Genomic DNA, 20,375 nt, shown 5'->3' on the forward strand with positions numbered 1-20,375 from the left:
TGGATGACGCTCGCTATTCTCAGTGCCTTGCCTCAGGAGCAGACCGGTCTGCGCGCCTTGCTGGACCAACCGCGTCTGGAGCAGCACGCCGGCCGTGAGTACTGTCTGGGACTGTGGGCCGGCCGGCCGGTGGTGCTGGCGTTGTCACGCATCGGCAAGGTGGCCGCAGCCACCACGGCCACGGCCCTGATCGAGCGCTTTGGCGTGACCGACATCGTGTTCAGCGGGGTGGCCGGCGGCCTGGGCGAGGGCGTGACGGTGGGCGATGTGGTGGTGGCCAGCCATTGCCTGCAGCACGACATGGATGCCTCACCGCTGTTCCCGCGCTATGAGGTGCCGCTTTACGGTCAGGCGCACTTCGCCTGCGATCCCGTGCTGGCCGAAGGTCTGCGGGTGGCGGCCCGGGCCGTGCAGGCGCGGGTGGAGAGTCATTTCGATGCGTCAGTGCGGCGCCAGTACGGGCTTGATGCCATGCAGGTGCACCAGGGCTTGCTGATCAGCGGGGACCGGTTTGTCTCGGCTGCCGACGAGGCGCTGGGCCTGCGGGCCCGCCTGCCCGAGGCCTTGGCGGTGGAGATGGAGGCCGCCGCTGTGGCCCAGGTCTGCCACGATTACGGGGTGCGCTTTGCCGCGCTGCGCACCATCTCGGACCGGGCCGATGACCAGGCCCATGTGGATTTTCCGGCGTTTCTGGAGGCGGTGGCGGGCCGCTGCACCACCTTGATCGTGGGCGGCCTGCTGGACCATCTGAGCCAGCAGCCGTCCTGACGGCCAAGGGCTTGGCTTACTGCAGCCAGCCGCGGCGGCGGAAATACAGCATCGGCACCACGGCCGACGCCGCCATCAGCGCCAGCGCATAGGGGTAGCCCAGTGACCAGTCCAGCTCGGGGATGGCCTTGAAGTTCATCCCGTAGATGCTGGCGATCAGCGTGGGCGGCAGCAAGGCCACGCTGGCCACCGAGAAGATCTTGATGATCTTGTTCTGGTTGATGTTGATGAAGCCGACGGTGGCGTCCATCAAGAAGTTGATCTTGTCGAACAAAAAGGCCGTGTGGTTGTCCAGCGACTCGATGTCGCGCAGGATCTGGCGGGCTTCCTCGAACTGTTCGGCATTCAGCATGCGGCTGCGCATCATGAAGCTGACGGCGCGCCGGGTGTCCATCACATTGCGGCGGATGCGTCCGTTCAAGTCTTCGTGGCGGGCGATGGCGCCCAGCACTTCGCCGGCCAGGGCGTCGGTCACGTCGCCAGACAGCACCTGCTTGCCGGCCTTCTCCAGTTCGTCGTAGATGCCTTCGAGCGTGTCGGCCGAGTATTCGGCGTCGGCATCGAACAGCTTGAGCAGCACTTCCTTGGCGTCTTCGATCAGGCCCGGCGCGCGGCGGGCGCGCATGCGCAGCAGGCGGAACACCGGCACGTCTTCGTCGTGGATCGAAAACAGCACGCCGCGGCTTTTCAAGTCGGTGTTGTGCTGGTTCAGGATGAAGGCCACGCGCACCGTGCGCGGCGCATCGTCGTCGGCGATCAGGAAGTCGCTGCGGATGTGGAGTTCGCCATTGTCTTCTTCATAGAAGCGGGCGGATTCCTCGATGTCCTCGTCCATCGCGTCTTCCGGGATGGAGAGGCCGTAGTACTGCTTGATCCAGCGCTTTTCTTCGACCGAGGGGGATTCCAGGTCCACCCAGATGGGCTGAAACTTGGACAGTTCCTCCAGGGATTCGATTTCTTCCTGGAACAGCCGGCCGTTGGCCAGCGTAAAGATATTGAGCATCGCGCGCTCCGTGGGTCAGGGTTGCAATCGGTCGGGAATGGGGTGCTTTCAACCCCCGATGCGGCCACGGGAATTGAAAGCTACCAACTGGGGTAGGTTTCCAAGGCGGTCTCTCCAAAATTGAATTGGGCGGATTATCGCACCGCAGCAACGCGGGTCGGATCATTTTGAGGTCCTTGTTCAAGCCTGCGTCTTGAGGCTTTACAGCCACTTGTTGTGGCCTGCTTAGGGTTCAGGTGCTGGTTGGGTCAAACCGGGTTTGCTACATTGGGTCAGGTCTGTGGCAGTCCTGATCGGAGGTTCGCGCAATGAGGGGTTACGGCGTTCCTGCCGATGAAGTGCAGCGCTTGCAGGTGCTGGAGTCTCTGGCCGTCTGCGATCTGGTGTCCATCCCTGAGTTGGACCGCATCACCCGCCTGGCGGCCCGGCATTTCCGGGTGCCAATGGCCATGGTCAACCTGGTGGATGCGGAGCTGCAGTGGAGCAAGTCAGTGCAGGGGGGCGAGCGTCGTACCTTGCTGCGAGAGCACTCTTTTTGCGGCCACACCATCCTGTGTGATCAGCCTTTTGTGATCACCGACGCGCGTGAGGATGCGCGCTTTGTCGCCAGCCCCCTGGTCGCGCAGCCTCCGGGTCTGGTTTTTTATGCGGGTTACCCCATCCGGTCCCTGGCGGGTCACGCTTTGGGGGCGTTGTGCCTGAGCGATCACCAGCCACGGGAGTTCAGCGAGGCTGATGCGCAGGACCTGCAGGATTTCGCCGGCTTGGTGGAGCAGTACTTCCGAGGGGTGGAGGTCGATCGACGCGCCAGCCTCTCGGTGACGCAGTTCGAGCGCACTTTTGCCCAGGCTTCGGTCGGCATGGCCCTGGTCTCTCCCGAGTGGCGTTGGCTGCGTGTGAATGGGCAACTGGCCCAGTTGCTGGGTCGTTCCGCCGACAGCCTGGCCGGCGAGCCCCTGGAGTCTCTCCTGTTCACACCCGACAAGGGCCGGGTGATGCGCCATTTGCAGGATCTGTTGACACACGATCTGCAGGCCCCTGAAACCACCGCGCCGCCTCAGGAGTTGCTTTTTCTGCGGCCGGATGGGTCGTTGGTGTGGTTTCTGGTGGGCGTTTCGCGCCTGGCGGCTGATGAAGAGGCTGAGGCGGCCTTTGTGTTGGTGGCGACGGACATCACCGCCCGCAAGGCCTCTGAGCAGGCGCTGGCGGTGCTGCAATTGGAGCTGGAGCACCGGGTTGAACTCCGGACCCAGGAACTCAGCGAGGCCAACGCGCGCCTCAGCACCGAGGTGGCGCAGCGCCAGGCGGCCCAGGTGGCGCTGGAGCATGAAAAAGAGTTGTTCCGGGCCACGCTGGCCCACGCCACCGATGCCTTCATCGAGGTCGACCCCGCGGGCCGGGTGACCGCATGGAACGAAGCCGCCACAGACACCTTCGGCTGGCGTCGTGAAGAGGCGATCGGGCGCAGTGTTTTCGATCTGGTGGTGGCGCAGGGGGCGGTGAAGCGTTACCACGCAGCGTTTGAGCGGCTGCGAAATGAAGGGTTGGACCGCACGACGGGCGGGCGGCTGGAGGTGCAGACCCAGCATCGGGATGGCCGTTTGTTCCCCTCCGAGGTTTCGCTCGGGGTGAACCGCTTTCAGGGGCAGGTGCGTCTGCACGCGTTTTTGCACGACATCTCCGCGCGCAAGGCGGTTGAGCGTGAGTTGCTGGAAAGCCGCACCCGGTTGCGCCTGCTGGCCGACAACATGCCAGCGTTGATCGCCTACGTGGACGGGAACCGCGTCTACCAGTTCAACAACCAGGCGTATGAAGATTGGTTTGGCGTGCCTGTGGCGCAGATCGTGGGCCGTTCAGTGGATGGCTTCATGGAAGATGCCTTGCTGGCGACCAGGGATGCGCCCCTGCAGCGTGTGCAGGCCGGCGAGGTGGTCAGTTTCGATTCGCGCTTGAACACTCTGCGGGGAGAGATACGGGTCCACACGAACTTCATCCCGGACACCGCCATGTCGCGACCGCCTTACGGCTTCTACATCCTGGCCCAGGATGTGACGGAGCAGTATCAGCTGCAACAACGCCTGCAGCATGAGGCCAGCCATGACGCGCTGACGGGATTGCCCAATCGGCGTGCGTTCCTGCAGCGTCTGGTCGAGGCGCTGGCCCGTGTGCGGCGTCAGGGGACAGGGCTGGCGCTGATGTTCCTCGACCTCGATGGATTCAAGCAATACAACGACACCTACGGACACGACTTCGGCGATGCCGTGCTGCGCCACTTTGCCCGCACCGTGCAGTCTGCCGTGCGTGAGACCGATTCGGTGGCGCGTCTGGCAGGTGATGAGTTCACCATCATCCTGGAGGGCTTGGCCCATCCTGCGGAGCACGCCACCCTGGTGGCGCGCAAGTTGATTGCGGAGCTGGCCACCCCTGTCGTGCTCGGAGGGCGCGAATTGACGCTGGCCGCGAGCATTGGCGTGGCCATCACGGGCGGAGATTCAGGGGGCTTGGCTTTGTCAGCCGAGTTGCTGCTGTCGCGGGCCGATGCGGCCATGTACCAGGCCAAGGCCGCCGGCAAGGCGCAGTTTGCACTGAGCTGATGGTGGGCGGGCATCGCCCATCCTGCATGCTGCCTGGCCCTCGGGCACGCAGTCAGATTGGGCTGTCGTCGGGTGGCGCACTTTGCGTACTTTTGTGCGCAACCCCCACTCTTGAGCAGCGTTTTCTGGTGGGGAAAACCTGCCTAATTTGCCGCCCTTCTGTGGCGGCGTCAAGGCCTCATCCGTGTGCCACAAAGGGGTTTCTGAGGGCTTTCCCGAGTTGGCTCAAAAACCCATGACGGCTTGATGAAAAGCCATTGCAATTCGGGTTTGGCGGGCGCATAGTGAATTCAGCTTCATCGAATTTGAGCTTCGCCATCCACCCTGAACGGTGGCGTTTTCAACCCAGAGTGCACAGGAGGCTACTCATGAACTTGACGATCAGCGGTCATCACCTCGAAGTTACACCCGCCTTGCGTAGTTATGTGACGACCAAGCTGGACCGGATCACCCGACATTTTGATCAGGTGGTTGATGTGAAGGTTTTGCTCACTGTTGAAAAGCAAAAGGAAAAGCAGCGCCGCCAACGCGCCGAGTGCAATGTCCATGTCAAGGGCAACGACATGTTTGCCGAGAGTTCCCATGAGGATTTGTATGCGGCCGTGGATGAGTTGATGGACAAGCTGGATCGTCAGGTCGTCCGTCACAAGGACCGGGTGCAAGATCACCACCACGACCCGGCCAAGCGCCTGATGTGATGTTGCTTGCCAGACATTTCGTGTGCTGACAAGCTCCCCGAAGCCGCTGTTGCAAATCAGCGGCTTTTTTCTTGTCAGTTGCAGGCCGATGGCGGTTTTTCGCCGATGCTGGGCGACCGGTGCATAATCCGCCCTAACTCACCATGAACCGTCTCGCGTCCATCCTCCCCGCTGCTCAAGTGCTTGTGTGCGTCGACGCCACCAGCAAGAAGCGTGCGTTTGAAGAAGCCGGCTTGTTGTTCGAGAGCCTTCATGGCCTCAGCCGAGCATTGATCACCGACAGCCTGTTTGCGCGCGAACGCCTGGGGTCCACAGGGCTGGGCCATGGCGTGGCCATCCCTCATGGGCGCATCAAGGGGCTCAAGTTTCCGATGGCTGCGGTCTTTCAGTTGGCCAATCCGATCGGCTTTGATGCCCCTGATGAGCAGCCTGTGGGCTTGTTGATCTTTCTGCTGGTGCCCGAAGCGGCGACCCAGAAGCACCTGGAAATCCTGTCCGAGATTGCCGAGCTGCTCAGCGATGCCCCGCTGCGTGAGCGGATCAAGGCCTGTACCGATGCGGCTGAATTGCATCAGATGATCGCCACCTGGCAATCCACTCAGCCGGCCTGATGTCTTCGAGGCAGGCTCTGTCGTGAAACCCAACGTCGTCAGTGCGGATGTCCTCTTCGAGGAGTTCCGCTCCGTTCTGAAATGGGAATGGGTGGCGGGCCTGGGGGCCTCGGAGCGGCGTTTTGACGAGGTGGTGGTCCGGGCTGCCCGCTCGGGCGCCGATCTGGTGGGTTACCTCAATTACATCCATCCTTACCGGGTCCAGATTCTCGGTGAGCGTGAAATTGCCTACCTGACCAATGCCACGCCAGAGGACTGCGCCCGCCGCATCTCCCGCATCGTGACCCTGGAGCCGCCGGTGCTGGTGTTGGCTGACGGCCAGGCAGCGCCCGATGCGCTGCTGTCGATGTGCGAGCGCGCACAGATCCCGATGTTTGCCACCCAGGAGTCGTCGGCCTTCGTGATCGATGTGCTGCGGGCCTATCTGTCCAAGCATTTTGCAGACCGCACCTCCATGCATGGGGTGTTCATGGACATCCTGGGGCTCGGGGTGATGATCACTGGCGAGTCCGGCCTGGGCAAGAGCGAACTGGGTCTGGAGCTGATCTCGCGGGGCAACGGTCTGGTGGCCGATGACGCGGTAGATCTCTACCGCATCAATCAGACCACCATCGAAGGGCGTTGCCCGGAACTGCTGCAGAACCTGCTGGAAGTGCGCGGCATCGGCTTGCTCGACATCCGGGGCATCTTTGGTGAGACGGCGGTGCGGCGCAAGATGCGGCTCAAGCTCATCGTGCACCTGGTCCGCAAGGAAACCCTGGAGCGCGATTACGAACGCCTGCCCTATGAGCCCCTGACCCAGGACGTGCTGGGTGTGCCCGTGCGCAAGGTGGTGATCCAGGTGGTGGCCGGTCGCAACATCGCGGTGCTGGTGGAGGCTGCCGTGCGCAACACGATTCTCCAGTTGCGCGGCATCGATACCTACCAGGAGTTCGTGGAGCGGCACCGCCGCGCCATGGAGCAAGAGGGCTGATCGGGGCTGGCGCCCTAAGGCCTCAGGCTGAGGCTCAGCGTTTGTCGCTGGCGCAGTTGGCGCACAAACCGTACAGCGACATGGCGTGGTCCTGCAGCAGCCAGTGCTTGGCCTTGGCCACCATTTGCTGGCGCCGCTCGATTTCGGCGTCATAGAACTCTTCGACCTTGCCGCAACTGGTGCAGACCAGGTGATCGTGGTGCTGACCTTCGTTGAGTTCGTAGACCGCCTTGCCACTTTCAAAGTGGCTGCGGCTCAGGATCCCGGCCTGCTCGAACTGGGTGAGCACCCGGTACACGGTGGCCAGTCCGATGTCGGACTGCTCCTGCAGCAGGACGCGAAACACGTCTTCAGCCGTCATGTGGCGTTGCCGCCCCTTCTGGAACAGCTCCAGGATCTTGAGGCGGGGCAGCGTTGCTTTGAGCCCGGTATTTTTCAGTTCTTCGATATTGGCCATGCAAGGGTCCTTCCGCCAGCGTACCAACCCGCTCTGACAGGCCCAGCCGCTACAATGGGCCGATCATATCGCTACCTCCCGACCCATGTCTGCTTATTCCCCTCGAAGCGCCCGGCTGAGTTTGTCGCTGGCATTGTGTGCCGGTGTCGCGGCCTGTGGTTCGTTCGACGGCGCCAGCAGCCGCATCGCCACGGCCATCACGCCTTATCGGATCGAGATCGTCCAGGGCAATTTCGTCTCCAAGGAGCAGGTGGCGGCCCTGCAGCCCGGCATGACGCGGCAACAGGTCAAGGAGGTGCTGGGCACCCCACTGGTCGTCAGCGTCTTCCATTCCGATCGCTGGGATTACGTGTTCACCCTGCGCCGCCAAGGCGTGGAGCCGCAGTCGCGGCGCCTCAGCGTCTATTTCAAGGGCGATGCCCTGGATCGTTTTGAAGGCGACGAAATGCCCAGCGAGGCCGAGTTTGTGGCCACGCTGGATTCGCGCACCAAATCGAAGAAGATCCCGCCCCTGGAGGCCACCGACGAGCAACTGAGCAAGTTTCCGGTGCCCAAACGCAGCGTCAGCGCCAGCTCCCAGGTGGATGATTCGCCTTTGCCGGCCACCTACCCGCCGCTGGAGCCCACCCGCCGCTGAGGCGGCCCGGTGCCCTGGGCCCGAGCTTCTTTTTTTCGACCGACAGGATATTCAGAAGATGAGTGCTGCTTTGCACAAGATCGCCATTGCTGGCGCTTCGGGCCGCATGGGCCGCATGTTGCTGGAGGCGGTTCAGGCCGCCGATGACTGCGTTCTGGCAGGTGCGCTGGATGTGCCCACCAGCCCGGCTCTGGGCACCGATGCGACGGCCTATCTGGGCCAGAGCAGCGGTATCCACATCACCTCGGATCTGCGCGCGGGCCTGCAGGGCGCGCAGGTGCTGATCGACTTCACTCGCCCCGAAGGCACGCTGGCCCACCTGAAGGTCTGCCGCGAGCTGGGGGTGAAGGCCGTCATCGGGACCACAGGCTTTTCTGACGCCCAGAAGGCGGAGATTGCCGAAATCTCGCGCGACATCGCCATCATGATGGCGCCCAACATGAGCGTGGGCGTGAACGTCACGCTCAAACTGCTGCAGATGGCCGCCAAGGCCCTGTCGACCGGCTACGACATCGAGATCATCGAGGCGCACCATCGGCACAAGGTGGATGCCCCTTCGGGCACGGCACTCAAGATGGGTGAGGTGATTGCCGATGCTCTGGGGCGCGACCTCAAGGATTGCGCGGTCTACGCCCGTGAAGGGGTGACCGGCGAGCGCGACCCGTCCTCCATCGGCTTTGCGACGGTGCGCGGTGGCGACATCGTCGGCGACCACACGGTGCTGTTTGCCGGCATCGGCGAGCGCATTGAAGTCACGCACAAATCGTCCAGCCGATCGACCTATGCCCAAGGCAGCCTGCGGGCGGTGCGCTTTCTGGCCACCCAGCAGGCGGGCCTGTTCGACATGTTCGACGTGCTGGGCCTGAACTGATCGGCCCCCGCCATGGGCAGCCTGCAATTGCTTGGCGACGGCGACCTGCTCACGCGCGGGGTCGCGGCCTTGCTTTTGCTGATGTCGGTGGCCAGCTGGGTGGTGATTCTGCGCAAGAGCTGGGTGCTGTGGCGTGCCCGGGCGGATGTGCCACGGGCCACGGCCCTGTTCTGGCAGGCGCAGGGCATGGAGCAGGCCTTGGCCCATTTGGCGGCGCTGGACCGTGATCGGGCCCTGCTGCCCTTGGTGGAGGCGGCTTCTTCCTTGAGCCATGCGGGCTCGCTGGCGGGCGCTGGCTCGCGCGAACAGCAACTGACCCGCCACCTGCGCGATGCCCTGCATGGGGTGCTGCGTCGCCTGCAGTGGGGGCAGGTGCTGCTGGCCACGGTGGCGTCCTCGGCTCCTTTCGTGGGCTTGTTGGGGACGGTGTGGGGGATTTTCCATGCGCTGACCGCTCTGGCCGGCGTGCGCACCCTGACTCTGGACCAGGTGGCCGGCCCAGTGGGGGAGGCCCTGGTGATGACTGCGGCGGGGCTGGGGGTGGCGATTCCGGCGCTGCTGGCCTACAACGTGATGGGCCGCCTGATTGCCGCCATCGAAGCCGATCTGGAAGGCTTTGCCCGCGATCTGCGTGAATTGCTGCTTGAGAAAGCACTGCCGTGAGTTTCGGGCGCCTTGAGCGGGGCGATACCTCCCGGCCCCTGAGTGACATCAACGTGACGCCGCTGGTGGATGTGATGCTGGTGCTGGTGGTGATCCTGATCCTGACAGCCCCCTTGCTGGCCAGCAGCCTGCGCCTGGATCTGCCGCACGCCGAGGCGGCGCAGCCGGTGCAGAGCCATCGCTCGGTGTCGCTGGCCTTGGACACCGGTGGCCAGATCTACCTCAATGAGGCCCCCTTGACCGACCTGGCTGCGGCGCAACGGCTCAATGAACTGGCCCAGGAGGACCCGCAGATCGAGGTGCAGTTGCGCGCCGACGCCCGGGTTCCTTATGGCCGGGTGGTCGAGTTGCTGGGCCTGGCCCAGAAAGCCGGCTTGAGCCGCATTGGCTTTGTGGCGGATCCTCGCCCGGCGTCCCCAAGCAGCCCTGCAGTGCCCGGCGGCCCGGGCCCAGCCCGCTAGCGCCTAAAATCCACCCATCGCAAGCCGCTGGGCTTGCTCCTCCAACCGGCGGCAACCGTGGTCGCCACAGAGTATTCCATGCAAGAAAAGTACAACCACATTGAGGTTGAGCGCGCCGCGCACGACCATTGGACCGCCCGCGACGCCTACCGTGTGACCGAACAGGCCGACAAGAAGAAGTTCTATGCCTGCTCCATGCTGCCTTACCCCAGCGGCAAGCTGCACATGGGCCACGTGCGCAACTACACCATCAACGACATGCTGACGCGCTACCTGCGCATGAACGGCTACAACGTGTTGATGCCCATGGGCTGGGATGCTTTCGGCCTGCCGGCCGAGAACGCGGCCCTGAAGAACGGCGTGCCGCCCGCCCAGTGGACCTACGACAACATCGCCTACATGAAGAAGCAGATGCAGGCGATGGGCTTGGCCATCGACTGGAGCCGCGAGGTGGCCACCTGCGATCCGAGCTACTACAAGTGGAACCAGTGGCTGTTCCTGAAGATGCTTGAAAAAGGCATTGCCTACCGCAAGACCCAGACCGTGAACTGGGACCCTGTCGACCAGACCGTGCTGGCCAATGAGCAGGTGATCGACGGCCGTGGCTGGCGCACCGGTGCCCTGGTGGAAAAGCGCGAAATCCCGGGCTACTACCTGAAGATCACCGATTACGCAGGCGAGTTGCTGGACCAGGTGCAGAACCATCTGCCGGGCTGGCCCGAGCGCGTGCGCCTGATGCAGGAGAACTGGATCGGCAAGAGCGAAGGGGTTCGCTTTGCCTTCCCGCATGACATCCGCGGCGATGACGGTCAGTTGATCGGCGACGGCAAGCTGTATGTCTTCACCACCCGGGCCGACACCATCATGGGCGTGACCTTCTGCGCCGTGGCCCCCGAGCACCCCTTGGCCCAGCATGCGGCGCGTGGCAATGCGGCGCTGCAGGCCTTCATCGAAGAATGCAAGTCGGGTGGCACCACTGAAGCCGAATTGGCCACGCAGGAAAAGAAGGGCCAGCCGACCGGCCTGAGCGTGATCCACCCCCTGACCGGCGAATCGGTGGCCGTGTGGGTGGGCAACTACGTGCTCATGAGCTACGGCGACGGCGCAGTGATGGGCGTGCCAGCTCACGACGAGCGCGATTTTGCGTTTGCCCTCAAGTACCAGTTGCCGATCCGTCAGGTGGTGCAGGTCGAGGGGGAGGCGTACGACTTCACCCAATGGCACGACTGGTATGGCGACAAGCAGCGCGGCGTGATGATCAACTCGGGCCCATACGATGGCCTGAAGTTTGCCGACTGCGTGAATGCCGTGGCCGCCGCACTGGCCGACAAGGGACTGGGCGAGAAGAAGACCACCTGGCGCCTGCGCGATTGGGGCGTGAGCCGCCAGCGCTACTGGGGCACGCCGATCCCGATCATCCACTGCCCGGAGCACGGCCCCGTGCCGGTGCCCGAAAAAGACCTGCCGGTGGTGCTGCCGCAGGATTGCATTCCCGATGGCTCTGGCAACCCGCTGCACAAGCACGAAGGCTTCCACGCCGGCGTGACCTGCCCGGTGTGCGGCCAGCCGGCGCGCCGTGAAACCGACACCATGGACACCTTTGTGGACTCGTCCTGGTACTTCATGCGCTACTGCGATCCGAAGAACAGCGAGGCCATGGTGGCCGACGGCGCCAATTACTGGATGCCGATGGACCAGTACATCGGCGGCATCGAGCACGCCATCCTGCACCTGCTGTACGCCCGTTTCTGGACCAAGGTGATGCGAGACCTGGGCCTGGTGAAGGTCGATGAGCCTTTCACCAAGCTGCTGACGCAGGGCATGGTGCTGAACCACATCTATTCGCGCCGCACCGAAAAAGGGGGCAAGGAATACTTCTGGCCCCACGATGTGGAGCACGTGCTCGACGAAGCCGGCAAGGTCATCGGCGCCAAGCTCAAGAATGCCGTGGGCGACCTGCCCGTGGGCACCGCCATCGATTACGAGGGTGTGGGCACCATGAGCAAGAGCAAGAACAACGGTGTGGACCCGCAGGACCTGATCGAGCGCTACGGCGCTGACACGGCCCGGCTGTACACCATGTTCACGGCGCCGCCCGAGGCCACCCTGGAGTGGAACGATGCCGCCGTGGAAGGCAGTTACCGCTTCCTCCGCCGCGTCTGGAACTTCGGCAGCAAGCTGCTGGCGATCAATGTCGAGGCCGCCAACGCCAGCACGGCCCAGGCCAGTTCGCTGGGCGAGGTGGTGTTCGGCAAGGAGGCCAAGGCGCTGCGCCTGGAGGTGCACACCGTGCTCAAGCAGGTGGACTATGACTACCAGCGCATGCAGTACAACACCGTGGTGTCGGGCGCCATGAAGATGCTCAACGCCTTGGAAGACTTCAAGGCCATGGATTGCCCAGGTGCCCAGGTGGCGCTGATTGAGGGCTTTGGCATCTTGCTGCGCTGCATCTACCCCGCCACCCCCCACGTCGCGCACAGCCTGTGGACCGAGCTGGGCTATGCCGGCTCGCTGGGCGACCTGCTGGATGCCGCCTGGCCTCAGGTGGACGAAGCGGCGCTGCAGCAAGACGAGATCGAACTGATGTTGCAGATCAACGGCAAGCTGCGCGGCTCCATCCTGGTGCCGGCCGCGGCGGACAAGGCGGCCATCGAAGGCATCGCCTTGGCCAGCGAGGTGTTTGTCAAGTTGGCCAACGGTGCCGCCCCCAAGAAGGTGGTGGTGGTGCCCGGTCGTCTCGTCAACCTGGTGGTCTGACGTGCTGCGCCGCACCGCCCTGATCTGGCCTGTGGGCCTGTTGCTGACCGGCTGCGGCTTCCAGCTGCGCCGGGCGCCCGATTTCGTCTTCGAGCGCGTGTTCATCAATGGCCAGCCCAATTCGCCTTTGTCTGAAGAACTGCGCCGCAACCTGGAGTCGCTCGACAAGCTGCAGGTGATCCGGGATGCCCGGCAGATGGAGACGGCGCAGGTGATCATTGACCTGTTGTCGGATCAGCGGGAGAAGGTGGTGGTGGCCCTGAACGCCTCGGGCCAGGTGCGGCAGTTCCAGCTGCGGGTGCGGGTGCGTTTCAAGCTGCGCACCTTGCAGGGCAAGGAGCTGATTGCCCCGACTGAAATCCTGCAGCAGCGCGACATCAACTACAGCGAAACCCTGGCCCTGGCCAAGGAAACCGAAGAAGCCCTGCTCTACAAGAGCATGCAGACCGATGTGGTGCAGCAACTCATGCGGCGCCTGGCGGCTGTGCGCGAGCTTTGAGGGCCTGGTTTCATGCAACTGGCTTTCGCGCAACTGCAGAACCATCTGGCCAAAGGCCTGCGCTCGCTCTACACCTTGCACGGTGATGAGCCACTGCAGCAGCAGGAGGCGGCCGATGCGATCCGGGCGGCAGCGCGTGTGCAGGGCTATACCGAGCGCAGCAGCTACACGGTGGCGGGTGCCCACTTCGACTGGAGTGAGGTGCTGGCGGCAGGGGGCTCGCTGAGCCTGTTTGCCGAACGCCAGATCGTGGAGGTGCGCATCCCCTCCGGCAAGCCCGGCAAAGAGGGCAGCCCGGCGATCCAGCAACTGGCGCAGGCGGCTGTCGGCAACGACAGCACGCTCACCATTTTCGTCCTGCCGCGTCTGGACAAAGCCACCCGGACGGGCGCCTGGTTCACCGCGCTGGAGCAGCAGGGCGTCACCATTGCGCTGGAACCCATCGAGCGCCAGGCCTTGCCGGCCTGGATTGCCCAGCGCCTGCAACAGCAGGGACAGCGGGTGGCGGCGGGTGAAGAGGGGCAGCGAACCTTGCAGTTCTTTGCCGACCGGGTGGAAGGCAATCTGCTGGCGGCCCACCAGGAGATCCAGAAGCTGGCCTTGCTGTATCCCGCTGGCGAATTGACGGCGGCTCAGGTGGAAGGCGCCGTGCTGAACGTGGCGCGCTATGACGTGTTCAAGTTGTCCGAGTCGGTGTTGTCGGGCCGTGCCGGCCGGGTGCAGCGCATGCTGGATGGTTTGCGTGCCGAAGGCGAGGCTGAGGTGCTGGTGCACTACACGCTGGCCGAGGACATCCGGGCCCTCAAACGTGTCAAGGACGCCGTGGTGGCCGGGCGACCCTTGCCCATGGCCCTGCGTGAGCAGCGGGTGTGGGGCCCGCGCGAACGCCTGTTTGAGCGCGTGATTCCACGCTTGGCCTCGCATGAACTGGCTGAGTTGTTGCGGGCGGCGCACCTGGTGGATGGCATTGTCAAAGGCTTGAAACGCCCGGATTGGCCGACCGACAACTGGCAGGCTTTGCAGCGCCTGGCCATGATGGTCTGTTCGCTCTGCCGTCCCTGACCCCGCTCCTGACGGGGCGGCCTGCTGCGGTGCTTTGCGGCAAAATGGGGCTATGAATGCCCTGAACGTTGCCGAATACACCCAGACCCTCGGTTTGCAGGCCAAGGTGGCCTCTGCCAGCATGGCGCGCGCCACGCCTGCCATCAAGAACAAGGCCTTGAAGGCCCTGGCCCGCCTGCTGCGCGAAAACACCGCCGCCTTGGCGCTCGACAATGCGCGCGACCTGGAGCGTGCCACAGCCGCTGGCCTGTCGGCCCCGATGGTGGACCGCCTGAAATTGACCCCCAAGGTGCTCGAGACCTGTGCCGAAGGCTGCGAGCAATTGGCTGCGATGCCCGACATCATGGGCGAAGTGCTTGGCATGAAGCAGCAGCCCAGCGGCATCCGTGTGGGGCAGATGCGCGTGCCGATCGGCGTCTTCGGCATGATCTTCGAAAGCCGCCCCAACGTGACCATCGAGGCAGCCAGCCTGTCGATCAAGAGCGGCAATGCCTGCATCTTGCGCGGTGGCTCTGAGGCCATCGAGTCCAACAAGGCGCTGGCGCGTCTGGTGGAGCAGGCCCTGACGGAAGCCGGCTTGCCCCCCCATGCCGTGCAACTGGTGCAGACCACGGACCGCGAGGCGGTTGGCCATTTGATCGCCATGCCCGAGTACGTGGACGTGATCATTCCACGCGGCGGCAAGGGCTTGATCGAGCGCATCAGCCGCGAGGCCAAGGTGCCGGTGATCAAGCACCTGGACGGCAATTGCCACACTTATGTGGACGACCCCTGCGATCTGGACCTGGCCATCAAGGTGACCGACAACGCCAAGACCCAGAAGTACAGCCCCTGCAATGCCAGCGAAAGCCTGCTGGTGGCCCGCGGTGTGGCCCAGGCTTTTCTGCCGCGCATCGGGGCCGTGTTTGCCCAGAAGGGGGTTGAGATGCGCTGCGATGCCGAAGCGCTGGCGATTCTGGCCGCCGTGCCGGGGGCGAACCTGGTCGAGGCCACCGAACAGGATTGGTCGGAGGAATACCTGGCGCCCATCATCAGCGTGAAGGTGGTGGCCGGGGTGGATGAGGCCATTGCCCACATCAACCGCTACTCCTCGCACCACACCGAGGCCATCCTGACGCGTGACCATGTGCATGCCCAGCAGTTTTTGCGTGAGGTGGACTCGGCCAGTGTGATGGTCAACACCAGCACCCGCTTTGCCGATGGCTTTGAGTATGGTCTGGGCGCCGAAATCGGCATCAGCACAGACAAGTTCCATGCCCGTGGCCCTGTGGGCATCGAGGGCCTGACCTCTCTGAAATGGATTGTGTTGGGGGAAGGCGAGATCCGGACTTGATTCGCTTGTTCGGGTGTTGTTTGGCTGGATGGGGGCTTGCAAAGCCCTGACCCAGCCCCATATCGTTCCAGTTCTGCCTTTCTTCAGTTTCTACACCTTCGCACAAGGGCCCGCATGGTTCCGCATCTCATCACGGCGCTGACAGGCCCGATCAACGAACTCGAGCAGCGCATCCTCGACTCCACGCCGGCCATCGAGCGCTGGTTCCGTCTGGAGTGGATGGAGCACACGCCTCCGTTCTACACCTCGGTGGACATCCGCAACGCAGGTTTCAAGCTGGCACCGGTGGACACCAATCTGTACCCCGGCGGCTGGAACAACCTGACCCCCGAGATGCTGCCGCTGGCCGTGCAGGCCGCCATGGCGGCGATCGAGAAGATCTGCCCCGAGGCCAAGAACCTGCTGGTGATTCCGGAGAACTACACTCGCAATACGTTCTACCTGAGCAATGTGGTGCAGCTTCAGCGCATCTTCCACATGGCCGGGCTGAATGTGCGCGTGGGCTCGATCAGCCCAGAGATCAAGGAAACCACGGTGATCGACCTGCCCGGTGGGGAGCAGGTCACCCTGGAGCCGGTGATCCGCAGTCAGCACCGCCTGGGGCTTAAGGACTTTGACCCGTGCACCATTTTGCTGAACAACGACTTGTCAGCCGGGGCCCCGGGGATTCTGGAAGACCTCCATGAGCAGTATCTGTTGCCGCCCCTGCATGCGGGGTGGTCGGTGCGACGCAAGAGCAATCATTTCCAGAGTTACGAAGACATCAGCAAGCGTTTCGGAAAGATGCTGGGCATCGACCCCTGGTTGATCAATCCGATGTTCGCCAAGTGTGGTGATGTCGATTTCTCGGCCGATCAAGGCATCGAATGCCTGCGCAGCAACGTGGATGCCTTGCTGTCCAAGGTCAAGCGCAAGTACAAGGAATACGGCATCAACGAAAAGCCCTTTGTGGTGGTCAAGGCCGACAACGGCACCCACGGCATGGGCATCATGACCGTGCGTGACGTCAAAGACCTGGATGTGCTTAACCGCAAGACCAAGAACAAGATGAACATGATCAAAGACGGCCAGACCGTCAATGAAGTGATCATCCAAGAGGGCGTGTTGACCAACGAGCGCGTGAACGACAGCGTGGCCGAACCCGTGGTCTACATGATGGACCGCTATGTGGTGGGTGGTTTTTACCGCATCCATGCCGACCGCGGAGTGGACGAGAACCTCAATGCCCCAGGTGCGAGCTTTGTGCCTTTGGCCTTCGAGCACAGCACCCATCTGCCGCAACCGGGGATGAAACCGGGGGCCAGTGCGCCGAATCGTTTCTACATGTACGGTGTGGTGGCCCGCTTGGCGATGCTGGCCAGCAGCTATGAGATGGAGGCCACCGATCCGAATGCCGAGGTCTATGCCTGATTTTTTGTGACGCCGCAACCGATGCGGCCTTGAAGTTGCTGCGCTGCAACAGAGCCAGTCCTTCCCGCTGGATTAGGGGGGATTGACTGCTTGCGCGATCTGGCCTGCAGAGCACAATAGCGATCCCTCAGGCAACCGGCCTCGCCCTTTGCGGGCAGGGCGTTTTTTGTGTCAGCTTCTAAATCCTCTCTCGCGGCGCTCACGCTCGGCGCCATTGGTGTCGTCTATGGCGACATCGGAACCAGCTGTCTTTACGCGTTCAAGGAAGTCTTTATCAGCGGGCATGTGCCCATCACTCCAGACAATGTGTTGGGTGTGTTGTCCTTGTTTTTCTGGACCCTGACGGTGGTGGTGTCCGTCAAGTACGTGGCGCTGATCATGCGGGCGGACAACCACGGCGAAGGTGGTTTGATGGCCTTGCTGGCCCTGGCCTCCCTGTCTGTGAAGGATCGTCCGAAAGCCAGGGGTCTTCTGGTGGCGGCGGGTGTTTTTGGCGTGGCCTTGTTCTTTGGTGACGGGATCATCACGCCGGCCGTCTCGGTCCTCTCCGCAGTCGAGGGCTTGGAGATTCTGACTCCATCGGCCAAGCCTTATGTGGTCCCCATCTCACTGGCCGTGTTGGTTTTGCTGTTTCTGGTTCAGCGGCGTGGCACAGGCGATATCGGCAAGTTCTTCGGGCCGATCACTGTGGTCTGGTTCATCTCGATCGCTGCCATGGGTGTGCCGCCCATTGTCGAGAACCCCTCTGTGCTCAAGGCCGTCTGGCCTGGTTATGCGATCCACTTCGCGATCGAGCATTACGGCTTGGCGTTCATCACCCTGGGCGCCGTGTTCCTTTGCACGACAGGGGCCGAGGCGCTGTATGCCGACATGGGCCACTTCGGCAAGAAGCCGATTCAGATCGCATGGTTCGGTTTGGTGATGCCGGCCTTGATGCTCAACTACTTCGGCCAAGGCGCCCTGGTGTTGCGTGATCCCTCGGCTGCGGAAAACCCGTTCTTCCTGCTGGCGCCTGAGTGGGCCTTGCTGCCCATCGTCGCGCTGGCCACGATGGCCACTGTGATTGCCTCCCAGGCCCTGATTTCGGGTGCGTTTTCTGCCACCAAGCAGACGATTCAACTGGGCTTTCTGCCGCGCCTCACCGTGCTGCACACTTCCATCAAGGACACTGGGCAGATCTATATTCCGGCTATCAACTGGATGCTCCTGGCCGGGGTGATTCTGGCCGTGACGCTTTTTGGTTCGTCCTCCGCCCTGGCGGCGGCCTATGGCATTTCAGTCAGCTTGGTCATGTGCATCACGACCATCCTGACCTTTTATGTGATCCGTTATGGCTGGGGTTACCCGCTGCCGCTTTGCATCGCGTCCACGGGATTCTTCTTCACGGTCGACATCGGCTTTGTGGCCTCGAACTCTCTCAAGATCTTGCAGGGGGGCTGGTTCCCCTTGGCATTTGCGTTTGTCCTGTATCTGGTGATGACCACCTGGAAGGAAGGTCGCCGTTTGATGAGTGCCGCATTGCGGGCGGACTCGTTGGATCTGCGGTCCTTTCTTGAGTCTGTATTTGTCAGCCCGCCCGTGCGGGTTGAGGGCACGGCCGTGTTTTTGACGTCGGATGTAGGGACAGTGCCGAATGCCCTGCTGCACAACCTGAAGCACAACAAGGTTCTGCACCAGCACAACCTCTTTGTCACTGTGCGCAACCATGAGGTGCCTTGGATCGGGTTGGACAAGCGCGTCGAGATCGAGCCCCTGGGGCACGATTGCTGGCAGGTCGTGATCAACTACGGGTTCAAGAACGACCCTGACGTGCCCAAGGCGCTGGCGCAGATTCGGTCCAGGGGTTGCGTCTTTGAAGCGATGGCGACCAGCTATTTCCTGTCGCGTGATACGGTCATTCCAACCATTGGCAGTGGCATGTCGGCATGGCGCGAAAAGCTGTTTGCCCAAATGCACCGCAACGCCAGCGCAGCGGCCGACTTCCTCAACTTGCCTAACAACTCGGTGGTTGAGCTGGGTAGCAAGATCGAAATTTAAGGCTCACGCCTGCATCCGTGCAGACTTTTTGTGGCACTGCCACAATCTGAGACCGGGTTGGCATGCCGAGCAGCTCAGGTTTTTGTCGGTCTGACGAAATGGCCTGCTCGCAAATTGCGCTCTGCACGATGCCAGGGACGTTGCCGTGAGCCGCGTCCCTTGTGTGCTCGGCATTTCAGGAATCCAAAGTGAACATTCTTTTTGTTGCAGACCCCTTGGAGAGCTTCAAGATCTACAAGGACACGACTTTCGTGATGATGCGGGAGTTGCAGCGTCGCGGTCACGTGATTTCGTCGTGTGAGCCGCGCGATATCAGCTGGCGCAGTGGCGGATTGGTCACGGCCAACGTTCGGCAGATTGTGCTGACGGGGCAGGCTGATGCCTGGTTCAGTGCCCAGCCATCGGCAAATCATGCGCTACGCGACTTTGATGCCGTGCTCATGCGCAAGGATCCGCCCTTTGACTCCGAGTATTTCTATGCAACCCACCTGTTGGAGCAGTCGGAGCGCGACGGGGCATGTGTTCTCAACAAGCCGGCTGCTTTGAGGGATCATCCCGAGAAGTTGGCCATCATGGAGTTCCCGCAGTTGATCGGTCCAACTTTGGTCACCCGCGATGCCGCTGAGATTCGGCGCTTTCATGCCGAGCATGGTGACGTGATCCTCAAACCCCTCGATGGCATGGGGGGCATGGGGATCTTTCGAGTTGGGCGCGATGGGCTGAACCTTGGCAGCATCATTGAGACCTTGAATCGTGACGGCGCTGTCTCCGTGATGGTTCAGCGTTATCTGCCCGAGATCGCAGATGGTGACAAGCGCGTTCTCATCATTGGTGGCAAGCCCGTACCCTATTGCCTGGCTCGCATCCCTCAAGGTGGGGAGGTGCGTGGAAATTTGGCTGCAGGTGGTAAGGGCGTTGCCCGGCCGCTGTCGGCGCGTGACCTGGAAATTGCGGAATACCTTGGGCCCATTCTCTTGGCTCGCGGCCTGCTGTTGGTCGGTGTGGATGTGATTGGTTCCTGCGTCACGGAAATCAATGTGACCAGTCCAACCTGCTTCCAGGAGATCGCAGATCAGACCGGATGCGACGTGGCATCGCTCTATGCGGATGCTGTCTTGCAATGGATTGAAAGCAACCCTAAGAAGTCGCGCTGACGAGTCAGGGAAGCTTCTCTTGTTTGCGGTCTGAATTTCTGTGTATACTAGCGGGCTCGACTGCACAGAACGGTGCTCTACGAGTGGCAGGGGTGAGAAGCCTCTGGTGCTTGGTTGGGTTGGTTGTTGTGAGTGGTTTGAGAAGTTTTCTGGTTTTGAGTTTGCTGCTGTAAAAAGCGATGTATAATTCGAGGCTCTGCAGAAAGCGGTGCTGCCAAGTTGGTAGTGCTGCTGAGGTGGAAAAGAAAAAAAGTTTTGCCAGTTACTTAAAAACTGTGCTAAGATAGAGGGCTTCGCTGATCGCAGCGAGCTGAGGCGAAAAGAAGAGATTCTGAGTAGTTTGATCCTTAAAAATATACAGCCGATAAGCGTGGGTGTTTGAAGGCG

Annotated in this window: 18 protein-coding genes; 16 read left to right on the plus strand and 2 right to left on the minus strand. The window is 62.3% G+C overall.

From position 1 onward, the window contains the following. Positions 1 to 3 precede the first annotated feature (3 nt). Entirely contained in the window at positions 4 to 768 is a 765-nt protein-coding gene (locus F624_RS0124270) for a 5'-methylthioadenosine/adenosylhomocysteine nucleosidase (RefSeq protein ID WP_031256130.1), read from the plus strand. Positions 769 to 784: 16 nt separating this feature from the next. Here the strand turns inward: F624_RS0124270 and corA are convergent, their stop codons facing one another. Then, the gene (gene corA / locus F624_RS0124275) at positions 785 to 1,771 is read right to left on the minus strand and encodes a magnesium/cobalt transporter CorA (RefSeq protein ID WP_019576976.1); all 987 of its coding nucleotides are present in this window, start codon (positions 1,769 to 1,771) and stop codon (positions 785 to 787) included. A gap of 308 nt (positions 1,772 to 2,079) precedes the next feature. On the opposite strand from corA, the gene F624_RS0124280 reads away from it, so the two are divergent. The 4 genes from F624_RS0124280 to hprK all read left to right on the plus strand — a co-directional run bounded on the left by F624_RS0124280 (position 2,080) and on the right by hprK (position 6,647). Beyond that, positions 2,080 to 4,365, plus strand: coding sequence for a sensor domain-containing diguanylate cyclase (locus tag F624_RS0124280; protein WP_019576977.1), 2,286 nt, complete (start codon positions 2,080 to 2,082; stop codon positions 4,363 to 4,365). 368 nt (positions 4,366 to 4,733) lie between these two features. Then, on the plus strand, positions 4,734 to 5,063 hold the full coding sequence (gene hpf / locus F624_RS0124285) for a ribosome hibernation-promoting factor, HPF/YfiA family (protein WP_027477820.1): 330 nt from the start codon (positions 4,734 to 4,736) through the stop codon (positions 5,061 to 5,063). Between the two features lie 143 nt (positions 5,064 to 5,206). Beyond that, on the plus strand, positions 5,207 to 5,674 hold the full coding sequence (locus F624_RS0124290; RefSeq protein WP_031256137.1) for a PTS sugar transporter subunit IIA: 468 nt from the start codon (positions 5,207 to 5,209) through the stop codon (positions 5,672 to 5,674). Positions 5,675 to 5,696: 22 nt separating this feature from the next. Continuing rightward, positions 5,697 to 6,647, plus strand: coding sequence for an HPr(Ser) kinase/phosphatase (hprK, locus tag F624_RS0124295; protein ID WP_019576980.1), 951 nt, complete (start codon positions 5,697 to 5,699; stop codon positions 6,645 to 6,647). A gap of 34 nt (positions 6,648 to 6,681) precedes the next feature. On the opposite strand, the gene fur is transcribed toward hprK, so the two are convergent. Beyond that, on the minus strand, positions 6,682 to 7,104 hold the full coding sequence (gene fur / locus F624_RS0124300; protein WP_019576981.1) for a ferric iron uptake transcriptional regulator: 423 nt from the start codon (positions 7,102 to 7,104) through the stop codon (positions 6,682 to 6,684). A gap of 85 nt (positions 7,105 to 7,189) precedes the next feature. On the opposite strand from fur, the gene F624_RS0124305 reads away from it, so the two are divergent. From F624_RS0124305 to gshB, 11 genes are all read left to right on the plus strand, one after another. Continuing rightward, complete coding sequence (locus F624_RS0124305) at positions 7,190 to 7,741, plus strand: outer membrane protein assembly factor BamE (protein ID WP_031256138.1); 552 nt, start codon at positions 7,190 to 7,192, stop codon at positions 7,739 to 7,741. 58 nt (positions 7,742 to 7,799) lie between these two features. Continuing rightward, complete coding sequence (gene dapB, locus F624_RS0124310; protein ID WP_031256140.1) at positions 7,800 to 8,612, plus strand: 4-hydroxy-tetrahydrodipicolinate reductase; 813 nt, start codon at positions 7,800 to 7,802, stop codon at positions 8,610 to 8,612. Between the two features lie 12 nt (positions 8,613 to 8,624). Further along, complete coding sequence (locus F624_RS0124315; protein WP_019576984.1) at positions 8,625 to 9,275, plus strand: MotA/TolQ/ExbB proton channel family protein; 651 nt, start codon at positions 8,625 to 8,627, stop codon at positions 9,273 to 9,275. Further along, positions 9,272 to 9,736, plus strand: a complete 465-nt coding sequence (locus tag F624_RS0124320) for an ExbD/TolR family protein (RefSeq protein ID WP_019576985.1) — start codon at positions 9,272 to 9,274, stop codon at positions 9,734 to 9,736. Before F624_RS0124315 ends, F624_RS0124320 begins: the two co-directional genes overlap by 4 nt. Positions 9,737 to 9,814: 78 nt before the next feature. After that, the gene (leuS, locus tag F624_RS0124325) at positions 9,815 to 12,493 is read left to right on the plus strand and encodes a leucine--tRNA ligase (protein ID WP_019576986.1); all 2,679 of its coding nucleotides are present in this window, start codon (positions 9,815 to 9,817) and stop codon (positions 12,491 to 12,493) included. A gap of 1 nt (position 12,494) precedes the next feature. After that, positions 12,495 to 12,992: an LPS-assembly lipoprotein LptE gene (locus F624_RS0124330; RefSeq protein WP_019576987.1), complete on the plus strand. Its 498-nt coding sequence runs from the start codon at positions 12,495 to 12,497 to the stop codon at positions 12,990 to 12,992. 12 nt (positions 12,993 to 13,004) lie between these two features. Next, entirely contained in the window at positions 13,005 to 14,054 is a 1,050-nt protein-coding gene (gene holA, locus F624_RS0124335) for a DNA polymerase III subunit delta (RefSeq protein ID WP_019576988.1), read from the plus strand. 52 nt (positions 14,055 to 14,106) lie between these two features. After that, on the plus strand, positions 14,107 to 15,387 hold the full coding sequence (locus F624_RS0124340) for a glutamate-5-semialdehyde dehydrogenase (protein ID WP_019576989.1): 1,281 nt from the start codon (positions 14,107 to 14,109) through the stop codon (positions 15,385 to 15,387). Between the two features lie 114 nt (positions 15,388 to 15,501). Next, positions 15,502 to 16,797: a glutamate--cysteine ligase gene (gene gshA, locus F624_RS0124345; RefSeq protein ID WP_019576990.1), complete on the plus strand. Its 1,296-nt coding sequence runs from the start codon at positions 15,502 to 15,504 to the stop codon at positions 16,795 to 16,797. A gap of 168 nt (positions 16,798 to 16,965) precedes the next feature. Continuing rightward, entirely contained in the window at positions 16,966 to 18,834 is a 1,869-nt protein-coding gene (locus F624_RS0124350; RefSeq protein ID WP_031256141.1) for a potassium transporter Kup, read from the plus strand. A gap of 188 nt (positions 18,835 to 19,022) precedes the next feature. Continuing rightward, positions 19,023 to 19,988 (plus strand): glutathione synthase, encoded by a 966-nt coding sequence (gene gshB, locus F624_RS0124355; RefSeq protein ID WP_019576992.1) that lies wholly within the window; start codon positions 19,023 to 19,025, stop codon positions 19,986 to 19,988. The last annotated feature ends 387 nt before the right edge of the window (positions 19,989 to 20,375 follow it).

Source organism: Curvibacter lanceolatus ATCC 14669 (assembly GCF_000381265.1).
Lineage (GTDB): Bacteria > Pseudomonadota > Gammaproteobacteria > Burkholderiales > Burkholderiaceae_C > Curvibacter > Curvibacter lanceolatus.